The sequence below is a fragment of the Oryzobacter telluris genome, from assembly GCF_043099285.1.
Lineage (GTDB): Bacteria > Actinomycetota > Actinomycetes > Actinomycetales > Dermatophilaceae > Oryzobacter > Oryzobacter telluris.
This window is the reverse complement of sequence record NZ_CP170723.1, coordinates 3,291,183-3,303,118: the sequence shown is the minus strand read 5'-3', so window position 1 is coordinate 3,303,118 and position 11,936 is coordinate 3,291,183. Positions and strand designations below refer to the sequence as shown.

Here is an 11,936-nt window from a genome sequence, read left to right as displayed (position 1 = left end):
GGTCGTGCGTTCTACAGACAAGAGTCCTGAGGAGGACATCAAGTGGCGAAGGCAAAGTTCGAGCGGACCAAGCCGCACGTCAACATCGGCACCATCGGTCACATCGACCACGGTAAGACGACGCTGACGGCTGCGATCTCCAAGGTCCTGCACGACAAGTACCCGGACCTGAACCCGCAGTTCGCGTTCGACGACATCGACAAGGCGCCCGAGGAGAAGCAGCGCGGTATCACGATCTCCATCGCGCACATCGAGTACCAGACCGAGGGTCGTCACTACGCACACGTCGACTGCCCGGGCCACGCCGACTACGTGAAGAACATGATCACGGGTGCGGCGCAGATGGACGGCGCGATCCTCGTGGTCGCCGCCACCGACGGCCCCATGCCGCAGACGAAGGAGCACGTCCTCCTGGCCCGCCAGGTCGGCGTCCCCTACATCGTCGTGGCGCTCAACAAGGCCGACATGGTCGACGACGAGGAGATCCTCGAGCTCGTCGAGATGGAGGTCCGTGAGCTCCTCTCGGACTACGAGTTCCCGGGTGACGACCTGCCGGTCGTCAAGGTCTCGGCGCTCAAGGCCCTCGAGGGCGACGCCGAGTGGGGTGCCACCGTCCTCGAGCTCATGGACGCCGTGGACAACTACATCCCCGAGCCGGAGCGCGAGACGGACAAGCCGTTCCTCATGCCCGTCGAGGACGTCTTCACGATCACCGGTCGTGGCACCGTCGTCACCGGTCGCATCGAGCGCGGCATCCTCAAGGTCAACGAGGAGGTCGAGATCGTCGGCATCCACACCGGCCCGCCCACCAAGACGACCGCCACCGGCATCGAGATGTTCCGCAAGCTCCTCGACGAGGGTCGTGCGGGCGAGAACGTCGGCCTGCTCCTCCGCGGGATCAAGCGCGAGGACGTCGAGCGCGGCCAGGTCGTCGTCAAGCCGGGGTCCATCACCCCGCACACCGAGTTCGACGCGAACGTCTACATCCTGTCCAAGGACGAGGGTGGCCGTCACACGCCGTTCTACGACAACTACCGCCCGCAGTTCTACTTCCGCACCACCGACGTCACCGGTGTCGTGAAGCTGCCCGAGGGCACCGAGATGGTCATGCCCGGTGACAACACCGAGATGGCCGTCGAGCTCATCCAGCCCATCGCCATGGAGGAGGGCCTGCGCTTCGCCATCCGCGAGGGCGGCCGTACCGTCGGCGCCGGTCGGGTCACCAAGATCAACAAGTGACCTGATGCCGGGTCGCCCCGGCAGCTGACGAAGGGCCCGCTCCCCCCGGGGGGCGGGCCCTTCGCCGTGCTCCTGGCGTGCGGCTGGTCAGCAGCTGAGCCGCAGGGTGAAGTAGCCGTCGGTCGAGGTGCCGGCCGGGTTGGCGATGCCGACCTCCACCGTGTTGGCGTTGGAGCTGGCGTTGACGTCGGGCGAGACGTCGAGGTTCGAGCCCCAGGTGATGCTCGAGGCGGTCGCGGCGCAGCGCTGCACGTCGCGGTCGAACACGATGCTGTAGCGGCCCGTGGACACCTTGGTGATGGAGGTCAGGCCGGAGGAGACGCCGCCGTAGACGGTCCCGGTGGGGGAGACCGCGACGTAGAGCGGGCTGACGTAGAACCCGGCGACGTCGGCGAAGAGGTGCGCCGCACCCGGGGTCTTCAGGGTGAACTGGCCCGAGCCGTTGACCGGCATGGTCACCATGTTCGCGACCGGCCCGGAGGGGTCGAAGTTGATGACCGAGGCGAGCGGCTCGGCCGTGCCGGTGGCCCAGCCCTTGACGTAGCTGGTGGTCCCGTTGCGCGAGATGGCACCGAGGTTGAGCTGCACCGCGACCGCCTGGTCGGGGATGTTGCACGAGCCGGCCTTGCCGCCCTGCGTGGAGTAGTTGCCCATCGTGGCGTCGAAGACGCGCTGGCCGTTGACCAGGGCGCCGCCGCTCTGGCGGGTGTCGAGGATGCGGCACGGGGCCACCACGACGAACTGCTTCTCCGACCCCGGGGGGAACAGCGCGGAGACGGCGGCGACGTCGGGTGCGGAACCGCCGGACGACGGGTTGGCGGTGTCCGGGCCGGCCGCGGTGGCCGCGGTGGCGGTGAGGGCGAGTCCGGCGGCGCCGACGACGGCGACGAGGGCTCGACGGGTACGGGTCGTGATGTTCATGGGTCCTCCTGCTCGGTGCGCGCCGGCGGGAGGACCGGCGCACAGCCAAGGAGGGTGCGGCAGGGCGCCTGATACGTCACCCGCAGAGGCGAGTTCGCGTCAGCCCTCGGCGCGTGCGGCGAGCCACTCCTCGCGCGTCAGCTCGGCGAGCCACTCGCCCTCCTCGGCGCCCGGCAGCGGCGAGTCCCACTCGCGGTGCTCGACACCGGTGTGCCGCAACCCGATGCGCCGCATCACGCCCCTGCTCGCGAGGTTGACCACCATGGTCTCCGCGACGACCCGCTCGAGCCCCACCGTGCCGAACCCGTGGTCGAGGACGGTGAGCGCCCCCTCGGTGGCGAGCCCCCGGCCCCAGGCGGACGGGTGGAGGCGCCACCCGATCTCGGCCAGCCCCGGGCCCTCCGGCGTCAGCAGCCACCAGCCGACGAAGCGGCCGCGCTCGAGCCCGGCCCAGTAGCCCAGGCCCATCGCGTCGTGGGCCGGGTCGAGCCGGGCGAGGGTGCGCTCGCGCACGTCGTCGGCGGTGCGCGGGGGGTCGATGAAGCGCATCACCTCGGGGTCGGCGTCCAGGGCCTGGAGCTGGGGGAGGTCGTCCCAGCCGAGCGGCCGCAGGACGAGGCGGTCGGTGGTGAGGACCGGCTTGCCGCGTCGTCGGTTGCGAGGGCTCACGCCGCGGACGCTACCCCGCGTGCTCGCCCGGGGCCGACCGGCGGCCCCGGCGGCCCCGGCGGCCCCGGCGGCCCGGCAGGGTCGTTGACGGCCGGCGGGGCACGGTGCTTGGGTTCGACCGTGCCCCGAACCCTTGAAGCCGACTACCTCGTCGTCGGTGCCGGCGCGACCGGCATGGCGTTCACCGACGCCCTCGTCGCCGGGTCCGAGGCCAGGGTCGTCATCGTCGACCGGCGCTCGGCACCGGGCGGCCACTGGCGCGCCGCCTACCCCTTCGTCCGGCTGCACCAGGCGTCGCAGTTCTACGGGGTGGCGTCGACGATGCTCGGCGGTGGCGACGTGCAGACGCAGGGCCCGGAGGCGGGCCTGCACCAACGGGCCGACCGCGACACGATCTGCGCCTACTACGACGAGGTCCTCGCCCGGCTCGTCGGCTCCGGCCGGGTCGAGCTCCTCGCCGGGTCCGAGCACGTCGGGGCGGGACGGGTGCGGTCCCTGGCCACGGGGGAGACGACGGAGGTCACCGGGGTCGGCGGGCCTACCCGGCTCGTCGACGCGCGGTACCGCTCGCCGGTCGTCCCCTCCGAGAGCGCGCGCCGCTACGCCGTCGCGGACGACGCCCGCGTCGTCCCGGTCAACGCGCTCCCCGACGTCGCGGACGCCCCGCACGTCGCCGTCCTCGGCTCGGGCAAGACGGCGACCGACGCGATCGTCCACCTGCTCGGCCGGGGCGTCGACCCCGACGCCATCACCTGGGTCCGACCGAGGGAGCCCTGGATGCTCGACCGGGCCCGCATCCAGCCCGACCCGGCGACCTACCTCGCGATGGTCGGTGACCTCATGGAGGCCGCCGCGCGCGCGGTCACCCTCGACCGGCTCTTCGAGGACCTCGAGGAGGCGGGGATCATGCTGCGCATCGACCGGTCGCGCACCCCGACCATGGCGAAGGCACCCACCCTCGGCCGGTGGGAGCTCGACCTGCTCCGGGGTGTCGAGCACGTCGTGCGCCTCGGCCACGTCCGCTCGGCCCACCGGGACCGCCTCGAGCTCGAGGGCGGAACCGTGGCGCTGCCGCCGGGTGCCGTCGTCGTCGACTGCGCCGCCGACGGCCTGCCGGACCGCCCGCCGATCCCGGTGTGGGCCCCGGACCGGATCACCCCGCAGCCCATCCGGGCCGGCTTCCCCTGCTTCGGCGCCGCCCTGGTCGGCCACGTCGAGGGCTCGGGCCGCGACGACGACGAGAAGAACCGGCTGTGCGCGCCCACCCCCTTCGGCAACTCGCTGCGCCAGTGGGCGCGGATGAACGCCGACGGGGCGCGCGGCTCGGGGGTGTTCATGGCCGAGCCGGACATCGCCGCGTGGGTCGCGTCCAACCCGCTCAACCCGTCCCGGGTCGCTCCCTCCGAGGCCGGGCGGGCCGACGTCCGAGCCGCGCTCGACCGGGTCCGCGAGCACAGTCCCGCGGGCATCGCCCGCCTCGACGCCCTGGCGCGCGAGGAGGCAGTGCCTCCGTAGGGGACGATGGGCGCGTGCCCCTCAAGGACGTCCTCGCCGCCACCCTCGTCATGGTCCTGTGGGGCGTCAACTTCGTCGTCATCGACTGGGGGCTGCAGGGGGTTCCTCCGCTGCTGTTCGTCGCGCTGCGGTTCTCCGTGGTCCTGCTGGCCCTGCCGTTCGTGGCGCGACCGGCGGCGCCGCTGCGGCACGTGCTCCTCGTCGGCGCGGCGATGAGCCTGGGCCAGTTCGGGCTGCTCTACACCGCGCTGGCGTTCGGGATGCCGCCCGGCCTCGCCTCGCTCGTCCTCCAGCTCCAGGCGGTGGTCACGGTGGTGGTCGCGGCCCTCGTGCTCGCCGAGCGCCCGGCGCTGCTCCAGTGGGCCGGGGTCGGGCTCGGGCTGGTCGGACTGGGGGTCGTCGCGCTGGGCCGTGGGGGAGCGGTGCCGCTGGTCGCGCTGGTCCTGTGCGTGGGGGCCGCGGTCTCGTGGGCGACCGGCAACGTCCTGGTACGCCGGCTCAAGGTGCCGGGCGGACTCGGCCTCACCGTCTGGTCGGCGCTCGTCGTGCCGGTGCCCCTGTTCGTCCTCTCGCTGGTGATCGACGGGCCCGCCGTCGTCGGGCACGCCCTGGCCCACCTCTCGCTCGCCGCGTGGCTGTCGACGGCCTACACCGCGGTCCTCGCCTCCCTCGTCGGGTACGGCATCTGGAACCGGCTCCTCGAGCGGCACCCGGCGTCGGAGGTGGCCCCGTTCACGCTCCTCGTGCCGCCCGTGGGGATCGCTGCGGCCTGGCTCGTCGCGGGGGAGCGGCTCACCCCGGCAGCGCTGGTCGGTGGCGCCCTCCTCGTGGCCGGCGTCGTGCTGGTCACCCTCGGTCCGCGCGTGCTCGCGCGCCGTCGGGCCGGGCGCTCCCGACCGATGTCCGCACCGGAGGTGCGTACGGTGGCCGAACGTCCCTGACGCCGGGACGCGTGGGGACGGGTGTGCGGGGTAGGACGCACGGGGCGACGGGTCCCGACGACGGTCCTGGCCAGCCCGACACCGTCCCGCCCGACCGAGGAGACCGATGAGCGACAGCGATGAGTCCATCGCGGGGCGCTACCGGCTCCTGCGGCAGATCGGCGCGGGGGGCATGGGCGTCGTGTGGCTCGCGCACGACGACCGCCTGGGTCGCGACGTGGCCGTCAAGCTGCTGCACGCCCGGTCCGGGACCGGCGACGAGGACGCCGCCGTCGCCTCGCAGCGCGCCCTGCGCGAGGCCCGCATCACGGCCCGGCTGCACCACCCGCACGCCGTCCCGGTCTTCGACGTGGTCGAGCACGACGGGCAGCCGTGCCTGGTGATGCAGTACTTCCCGTCGGTCAGCCTCGCCGAGCTGGTGGCCGCGCAGGGGCCGCTCTCCACCGCCGAGGTCGCCCGGATCGGCGCCGAGGTGGCCTCGGCCCTGGCGGCGGCCCACGAGGTGGGCATCGTCCACCGGGACGTCAAGCCGGCCAACGTGCTCGTCGGTGGCGACGGTGCCGCCAAGATCAGCGACTTCGGGATCGCGCACGCCCTGGGCGACGCCTCCCTGACCACGACGGGGCTGGTCACCGGGACGCCGGCCTACCTGGCCCCGGAGGTCGCGCGGGGCGAGCCGTCCACGCCGGCCTCCGACGTGTTCTCCCTCGGCTCCACCCTCTACACCGTGCTCGAGGGCGGGACGCCGTTCGGGACGCACGAGAACCCCATGGCCCTGCTGCACCGGGTGGCCTCCGGCGACGTCCAGCCGCCGCGGCGCGCCGGGGCGCTCGCGCCCCTGCTGCTCGCGATGCTCGCCCCGCGGGCTCAGGACCGGCCGACGATGGAGGAGGTGGCGAGCCGGCTGTCGACGGTGGGTGGCCGGGACGGTGCCGAACCCGCCGTGCTCGCGGCGACCGCCGCCCTGCCCGTCGTCGCCGACGACGACGACGCGCCCCCCGCGGACGAGGCCGGGGACGGCGACCTCCTGGGGGCCTTCCGCGACCGGGAGACCACCGGCGCCGCGCCGTCGACGGTCTCCGGCGCGCCCCGAGGCCGGCGGGGCGTGCTCGTCGTGGCCCTCGCGCTGGCCGCGGTCGCGGTCGCGGTCGTCGCCGTGGTCCTCGCTGCGCAGGGCCGGGACGCCGACACCGCCGCACCGCAGCGCTCGACGACCTCGTCGTCGGCGGCCCCCTCGACGCCGACCCCCTCACCGTCGAGCCCGGCGGCGACCCCGAGCTCACCGCCTCCCACGTCCGCGGCCCCGTCGCCCACCCCCACGCCGACTCCTGCCGCCGCGACCGGGACGCCGACCGCCGCCCAGCTCGCGGGGGCGCTGCGGGACTACTACGCGCTCCTGCCCGCGGACCTCGACGCCGGCTGGGCGCGCCTCACCGAGCGCTACCAGCGCACCACGGCGGGCAGCCGGAGCACCTACGGGTCGTTCTGGGGCCGGATCGACCGGGTCCGGGTGTCCGACGTCGACGCCGTGGCCCCCGACGCGGTGACGGCGACCCTGCGGTACGAGTACGCCGACGGCCGGGTGTTCGTCGAGCGGACGTCGTACCGCCTCCTCCCCCAGGGGGGCGTGCTCCGGATCGACCGGTCCACCGTCCTCAGCAGCACCGAGCGCTGACCCCGGCCGCCCCGAGCAGGCCGGGGACGCCGCGCGGCGCGCCACGGTGGAGCCGGTGCGGGCCGATCGTCACGAGTGGGTGTAGCGCCGATTTGGAGGGGCGCCGCGTCCTCTGGCACACTGTTCAGGTTGCTTGGCGTGCGCCGGAACCCGATGTGGGAGCCGGCGCCCACCGCGACGAGGATCTCGAACCGCCGGTCTCGGCGGGGCGACTCGGTTCGCGAAGTGCCAGGCCCCAGTCCCACCGGGACACCCGATCCTTCGGTCGACAGCGGGAAACCGCCGCCGCCCGAATGCGGAACAAGGGCGACACGCCCGACCGCGGGGGTCGGAGGTTCCACCCAGGGACCGGCCAAGACAGATGGACGGCGAGAGAGAGACGGAACGTCAGATGGCGGGACAGAAGATCCGCATCCGCTTGAAGTCGTATGACCACGAGGTCATCGACAGCTCGGCGCGCAAGATCGTGGACACGGTCACCCGTGCCGGCGCGACCGTGGTCGGCCCCGTGCCGCTGCCGACGGAGAAGAACGTGTTCTGCGTCATCCGGTCGCCCCACAAGTACAAGGACAGCCGCGAGCACTTCGAGATGCGCACCCACAAGCGCCTCATCGACATCATCGACCCGACGCCGAAGGCCGTCGACTCGCTGATGCGTCTCGACCTGCCGGCTGACGTCAACATCGAGATCAAGCTCTGAGGCTGACGACATGACCACCATTGCCACCAAGACCCAGAAGGGTCTGCTGGGCACCAAGCTCGGCATGACCCAGGTGTGGGACGAGACGAACCGTCTCATCCCCGTCACCGTGATCCAGGCTGGCCCGAACGTCGTGACCCAGGTCCGCGACGCCGACACCGACGGCTACGCCGCGGTCCAGCTCGGCTACGGCGCGATCGACCCCCGCAAGGTCACCAAGCCGCTCACCGGCCACTTCGACAAGGCCGGCGTCACGCCGCGCCGCTTCGTCGTGGAGGTCCGCACCGCGGACGCCGCCGACTACGCGGTCGGCCAGGAGCTCGGCGCCGACACGTTCGAGGCCGGACAGGCCGTCGACGTGACCGGCACGACCAAGGGCAAGGGCTTCGCCGGCGTCATGAAGCGTCACGGCTTCAAGGGCGTCTCGGCCTCCCACGGTTCGCACCGCAACCACCGCAAGCCCGGTTCGATCGGCGGGGCGTCCACGCCCGGCCGCGTCTTCAAGGGCATGCGCATGGCCGGCCGCATGGGCGGCGTGCGCCAGACCACCCAGAACATCACCGTCCACGCCGTGGACGCCGAGAAGGGCCTGCTGCTGCTCAAGGGTGCCGTCCCCGGCCCCCGCGGCGCGGTCGTCCTCGTGCGCACGGCAGCGAAGGGGGCGTGACCCGCATGGCCACCAAGACCCTCAAGGTCGAGCTCCCCGCGGAGATCTTCGACGTCCAGACCAACGTGCCGCTGATCCACCAGGTCGTCGTCGGCCAGCTCGCTGCCGCCCGTCAGGGCACGCACGCGACCAAGACCCGCGCCGACGTGCGCGGTGGTGGTCGCAAGCCGTACAAGCAGAAGGGCACCGGCCGCGCCCGCCAGGGTTCGACCCGTGCGCCGCAGTTCGCCGGCGGTGGCGTCGTCCACGGCCCGCAGCCGCGCGACTACAGCCAGCGCACGCCCAAGAAGATGAAGGCCGCCGCCCTGCGCGGTGCCCTCTCCGACCGGGCGCGCCACGACCGCGTGCACGTCGTCGAGTCCATCGCGACCGGTGACGTGCCCTCGGCCAAGGACGCCAAGGCGCTGTTCGCCGGGCTGACCGAGCGCAAGAACCTGCTCGTCGTCCTGGCCCGCGCCGACATCGTGTCGATGAAGTCGGTCCGCAACCTCGAGAACGTCCACGTCCTCGCGGTCGACCAGCTCAACACGTACGACGTGCTGTGCGCCGACGACATCGTCTTCACCAAGGCCGCCTACGACACCTTCGTCGGTGGCGCCAACGCCGTCGTCGTCGAGCCGGTCGAGGTCGTCGTCGAGTCGGCTCCGGCCGAGAAGGCGCCCAAGGCCGCCAAGGCTCCGAAGGCCACCAAGGCGGCCAAGGCCGCCGAGGTCGTCGAGGACGCTCCCGCCGCCGAGACCGTCGAGCTCCCCAAGGGCGCCGTGGCGCCCCTCGAGGACGGCACCGCCCCCGAGGGCTACACCGTCAAGGGCAACGCGGACTCCGGCCTCTACCACGAGCCTGACGGCCAGTGGTACGAGCAGACCGTCGCCGAGTTCTGGTTCAAGACCGCGAAGGCCGCCGAGAAGGCCGGCTTCACGCAGGCCGGCAGCAAGAAGAAGTCGGAGGACGAGAAGTGAGCCAGGGCAAGAACCCCCGCGACATCCTGATCGCTCCGGTCGTGTCCGAGAAGTCGTACGGGCTCCTCGACGAGGGCAAGTACACCTTCGTCGTCGACCCGCGCTCGAACAAGACCGAGATCAAGATCGCCGTCGAGCAGATCTTCGGCGTCAAGGTCGACTCCGTCCACACGTTGAACCGCAAGGGCAAGGCCCGTCGCACGCGGTTCGGCATCGGCAAGCGCAAGGACACCAAGCGCGCGATCGTCACCCTCCGCGAGGGCTCGATCGACATCTTCGGCAGCGCCGGCGCCTGAGGAACTGAGGACTAACACACCATGGGTATCCGCAAGTACAAGCCGACGACGCCAGGGCGTCGCGGGTCGAGCGTGTCCGACTTCGTCGAGGTCACGCGCTCCACCCCCGAGAAGTCCCTCGTGCGTCCGCTGACCAAGACCGGTGGCCGCAACGCCAACGGCCGCATCACCACCCGCCACATCGGTGGTGGCCACAAGCGCGCCTACCGTCTGATCGACTTCCGTCGCCACGACAAGGACGGCGTTCCGGCCAAGGTCGCTCACATCGAGTACGACCCCAACCGCACCGCCCGCATCGCGCTGCTGCACTACGCCGACGGCGAGAAGCGCTACATCCTGGCCCCCAAGGGCCTCGAGCAGGGCATGCCGATCGAGAACGGCCCCGCGGCCGACATCAAGCCCGGCAACAGCCTGCCGCTGCGCAACATCCCGACCGGTACGGTCATCCACGCCGTCGAGCTCAAGCCCGGTGGCGGCGCGAAGATCGCCCGTTCGGCCGGTGTGCGCGTGCAGCTCGTCGCCAAGGACGGCCCCTACGCGCAGCTGCGCATGCCGTCCGGTGAGATCCGCAACGTCGACGTGCGCTGCCGCGCCACCGTCGGCGAGGTCGGCAACGCCGAGCAGTCGAACATCAACTGGGGCAAGGCCGGCCGCATGCGCTGGAAGGGCAAGCGCCCGACCGTCCGTGGTGTCGTCATGAACCCCGTCGACCACCCGCACGGTGGTGGTGAGGGTCGCACGTCCGGTGGACGCCACCCGGTGTCCCCCTGGGGCAAGCCCGAGGGCCGCACCCGCCGCCCCGGCAAGCCCAGCGACAAGCTCATCGTCCGTCGTCGCCGTACTGGCCGCAAGAAGCGCTGATAGGAGCCTGGAATGCCTCGTAGCCTGAAGAAGGGCCCCTTCATCGACGACCACCTTCAGAAGAAGGTGGATGTCCAGAACGAAGCGGGCACCAAGAACGTCATCAAGACCTGGTCGCGCCGGTCGGTCATCTCGCCCGACATGCTCGGCCACACCCTCGCCGTCCACGACGGCCGCAAGCACGTCCCGGTGTTCGTCACCGAGTCGATGGTCGGCCACAAGCTCGGCGAGTTCGCACCGACGCGCACCTTCAAGGGTCACGTCAAGGACGACAAGAAGGGGCGTCGTCGCTGATGGCCACCGAGAACACCACCATCGAGGCCCGCGCCGTGGCTCGCCACGTCCGCGTGACGCCGATGAAGGCGCGCCGGGTCGTCGACCTCATCCGTGGCAAGAACGCCGCGGACGCCGTGTCGGTCCTGAAGTTCGCGCCGCAGGCCGCAGCCGAGCCGGTCCGCAAGGTCCTCGAGTCCGCGATCGCCAACGCGCGGGTCAAGGCCGACCAGCTCGCCGAGCGCTTCGACGAGCGCGAGCTCGTCGTCTCGTGGGCCACGGTCGACGAGGGCCCCACCATGAAGCGGTTCCGCCCGCGTGCCCAGGGCCGCGCCGGCCGCATCAACAAGCGCACGAGCCACATCACCGTGGTCGTCGCACCCAAGCCCACCACCCAGAACGGAGGCACTCGCTGATGGGCCAGAAGGTCAACCCGCACGGCTTCCGTCTCGGGATCACGACGGAGCACAAGAGCCGCTGGTTCGCTGACTCCACCAAGGAGGGCCAGCGCTACCGCGACTACGTCAAGGAGGACGTGGCGATCCGCAAGCTCATGTCCGAGGGCATGGACCGCGCCGGTATCGCCCGCGTCGACATCGAGCGCACGCGTGACCGCGTCCGCGTCGACATCCACACCGCGCGTCCCGGCATCGTCATCGGTCGCCGTGGCGCCGAGGCCGACCGCATCCGCGGCGAGCTCGAGAAGCTCACCGGCAAGCAGGTCCAGCTGAACATCCTCGAGGTCAAGAACCCCGAGCAGGAGGCCCAGCTCGTCGCGCAGGGCATCGCCGAGCAGCTGAGCGCCCGTGTCTCCTTCCGTCGTGCGATGCGCAAGGGCATGCAGTCCGCCACCCGCGCCGGCGCCAAGGGCATCCGTGTCCAGGTCTCCGGTCGCCTCGGCGGCGCCGAGATGAGCCGTACCGAGTTCTACCGCGAGGGTCGCGTGCCGCTGCACACCCTTCGCGCGCAGATCGACTACGGCTTCTACGAGGCCAAGACCACCTTCGGCCGCATCGGCGTGAAGGTCTGGATCTACAAGGGCGACATGACCGCGCGTGAGCTCGCGGCCCAGCAGGCCACCGCGCCGCGCCAGGGTCGTGGACCGCGTCGCGACGGCCCCGACCGTCCGGCTCGCGCCCGTCGCAGCGACGCCCCGGCCCCCGCGGCCGAGGCCCCCGCTGCGGAGGCGCCGGCCGCTGCCAGCACCGAGGAGTCCTGAC

The 11,936-nt window shown here is 72.1% G+C and carries 14 protein-coding genes; 12 read left to right on the top strand and 2 right to left on the bottom strand.

The window, feature by feature from the left end; translation table 11 throughout:
- Window positions 1-42 precede the first annotated feature (42 nt).
- On the top strand, window positions 43-1,239 hold the full coding sequence (gene tuf, locus ACFLFB_RS15390; RefSeq protein WP_392543049.1) for an elongation factor Tu: 1,197 nt from the start codon (window positions 43-45) through the stop codon (window positions 1,237-1,239).
- 87 nt (window positions 1,240-1,326) lie between these two features.
- Here tuf and ACFLFB_RS15385 read toward each other — a convergent pair whose 3' ends face one another.
- Window positions 1,327-2,160 carry a hypothetical protein gene (locus tag ACFLFB_RS15385; protein WP_392543048.1) on the bottom strand — a complete coding sequence of 278 codons (834 nt, stop codon included), beginning with the start codon at window positions 2,158-2,160 and terminating at the stop codon, window positions 1,327-1,329.
- 99 nt (window positions 2,161-2,259) lie between these two features.
- The gene (locus tag ACFLFB_RS15380) at window positions 2,260-2,829 is read right to left on the bottom strand and encodes a GNAT family N-acetyltransferase (protein ID WP_392543047.1); all 570 of its coding nucleotides are present in this window, start codon (window positions 2,827-2,829) and stop codon (window positions 2,260-2,262) included.
- A 120-nt stretch (window positions 2,830-2,949) separates the two neighbouring features.
- Between ACFLFB_RS15380 and ACFLFB_RS15375 the strand changes: the two genes are divergently transcribed.
- The 11 genes from ACFLFB_RS15375 to rpsC all read left to right on the top strand — a co-directional run bounded on the left by ACFLFB_RS15375 (window position 2,950) and on the right by rpsC (window position 11,935).
- Complete coding sequence (locus tag ACFLFB_RS15375) at window positions 2,950-4,344, top strand: NAD(P)-binding protein (RefSeq protein ID WP_392543046.1); 1,395 nt, start codon at window positions 2,950-2,952, stop codon at window positions 4,342-4,344.
- 14 nt (window positions 4,345-4,358) lie between these two features.
- Window positions 4,359-5,285, top strand: a complete 927-nt coding sequence (locus ACFLFB_RS15370; RefSeq protein WP_392543045.1) for an EamA family transporter — start codon at window positions 4,359-4,361, stop codon at window positions 5,283-5,285.
- A gap of 106 nt (window positions 5,286-5,391) precedes the next feature.
- Entirely contained in the window at window positions 5,392-6,960 is a 1,569-nt protein-coding gene (locus tag ACFLFB_RS15365; protein ID WP_392543044.1) for a protein kinase domain-containing protein, read from the top strand.
- A gap of 391 nt (window positions 6,961-7,351) precedes the next feature.
- On the top strand, window positions 7,352-7,660 hold the full coding sequence (rpsJ, locus tag ACFLFB_RS15360) for a 30S ribosomal protein S10 (RefSeq protein ID WP_012867945.1): 309 nt from the start codon (window positions 7,352-7,354) through the stop codon (window positions 7,658-7,660).
- 10 nt (window positions 7,661-7,670) lie between these two features.
- The gene (rplC, locus tag ACFLFB_RS15355; protein ID WP_392543043.1) at window positions 7,671-8,327 is read left to right on the top strand and encodes a 50S ribosomal protein L3; all 657 of its coding nucleotides are present in this window, start codon (window positions 7,671-7,673) and stop codon (window positions 8,325-8,327) included.
- A 5-nt stretch (window positions 8,328-8,332) separates the two neighbouring features.
- Window positions 8,333-9,286, top strand: coding sequence for a 50S ribosomal protein L4 (gene rplD / locus ACFLFB_RS15350; RefSeq protein WP_392543042.1), 954 nt, complete (start codon window positions 8,333-8,335; stop codon window positions 9,284-9,286).
- The gene (gene rplW, locus ACFLFB_RS15345) at window positions 9,283-9,582 is read left to right on the top strand and encodes a 50S ribosomal protein L23 (protein ID WP_392543041.1); all 300 of its coding nucleotides are present in this window, start codon (window positions 9,283-9,285) and stop codon (window positions 9,580-9,582) included. Before rplD ends, rplW begins: the two co-directional genes overlap by 4 nt.
- A 21-nt stretch (window positions 9,583-9,603) precedes the next feature.
- Window positions 9,604-10,443 carry a 50S ribosomal protein L2 gene (gene rplB, locus ACFLFB_RS15340; RefSeq protein ID WP_392543040.1) on the top strand — a complete coding sequence of 280 codons (840 nt, stop codon included), beginning with the start codon at window positions 9,604-9,606 and terminating at the stop codon, window positions 10,441-10,443.
- A gap of 12 nt (window positions 10,444-10,455) precedes the next feature.
- A complete protein-coding gene (rpsS, locus tag ACFLFB_RS15335) occupies window positions 10,456-10,737 on the top strand; it encodes a 30S ribosomal protein S19 (protein WP_009775961.1) in 282 nt (93 codons plus the stop codon).
- Window positions 10,737-11,132, top strand: a complete 396-nt coding sequence (rplV, locus tag ACFLFB_RS15330) for a 50S ribosomal protein L22 (RefSeq protein ID WP_392543039.1) — start codon at window positions 10,737-10,739, stop codon at window positions 11,130-11,132. Before rpsS ends, rplV begins: the two co-directional genes overlap by 1 nt.
- Complete coding sequence (gene rpsC, locus ACFLFB_RS15325; RefSeq protein ID WP_392543038.1) at window positions 11,132-11,935, top strand: 30S ribosomal protein S3; 804 nt, start codon at window positions 11,132-11,134, stop codon at window positions 11,933-11,935. The genes rplV and rpsC overlap by 1 nt, the downstream gene beginning before the upstream one ends.
- Window position 11,936: the final 1 nt, after the last annotated feature.

Bases quoted from the DNA above. Each gene is read 5' to 3' on its own strand.
- rpsS (WP_009775961.1), top strand. From the start codon at position 10,456: ATGCCTCGTAGCCTGAAGAAGGGCCCCTTCATCGACGACCACCTTCAG.
- rplC (WP_392543043.1), top strand. From the start codon at position 7,671: ATGACCACCATTGCCACCAAGACCCAGAAGGGTCTGCTGGGCACCAAG.
- ACFLFB_RS15385 (WP_392543048.1), bottom strand. From the start codon at position 2,160: ATGAACATCACGACCCGTACCCGTCGAGCCCTCGTCGCCGTCGTCGGC.
- rplD (WP_392543042.1), top strand. From the start codon at position 8,333: ATGGCCACCAAGACCCTCAAGGTCGAGCTCCCCGCGGAGATCTTCGAC.
- ACFLFB_RS15365 (WP_392543044.1), top strand. From the start codon at position 5,392: ATGAGCGACAGCGATGAGTCCATCGCGGGGCGCTACCGGCTCCTGCGG.
- rplB (WP_392543040.1), top strand. From the start codon at position 9,604: ATGGGTATCCGCAAGTACAAGCCGACGACGCCAGGGCGTCGCGGGTCG.
- rpsC (WP_392543038.1), top strand. From the start codon at position 11,132: ATGGGCCAGAAGGTCAACCCGCACGGCTTCCGTCTCGGGATCACGACG.
- rplV (WP_392543039.1), top strand. From the start codon at position 10,737: ATGGCCACCGAGAACACCACCATCGAGGCCCGCGCCGTGGCTCGCCAC.
- rpsJ (WP_012867945.1), top strand. From the start codon at position 7,352: ATGGCGGGACAGAAGATCCGCATCCGCTTGAAGTCGTATGACCACGAG.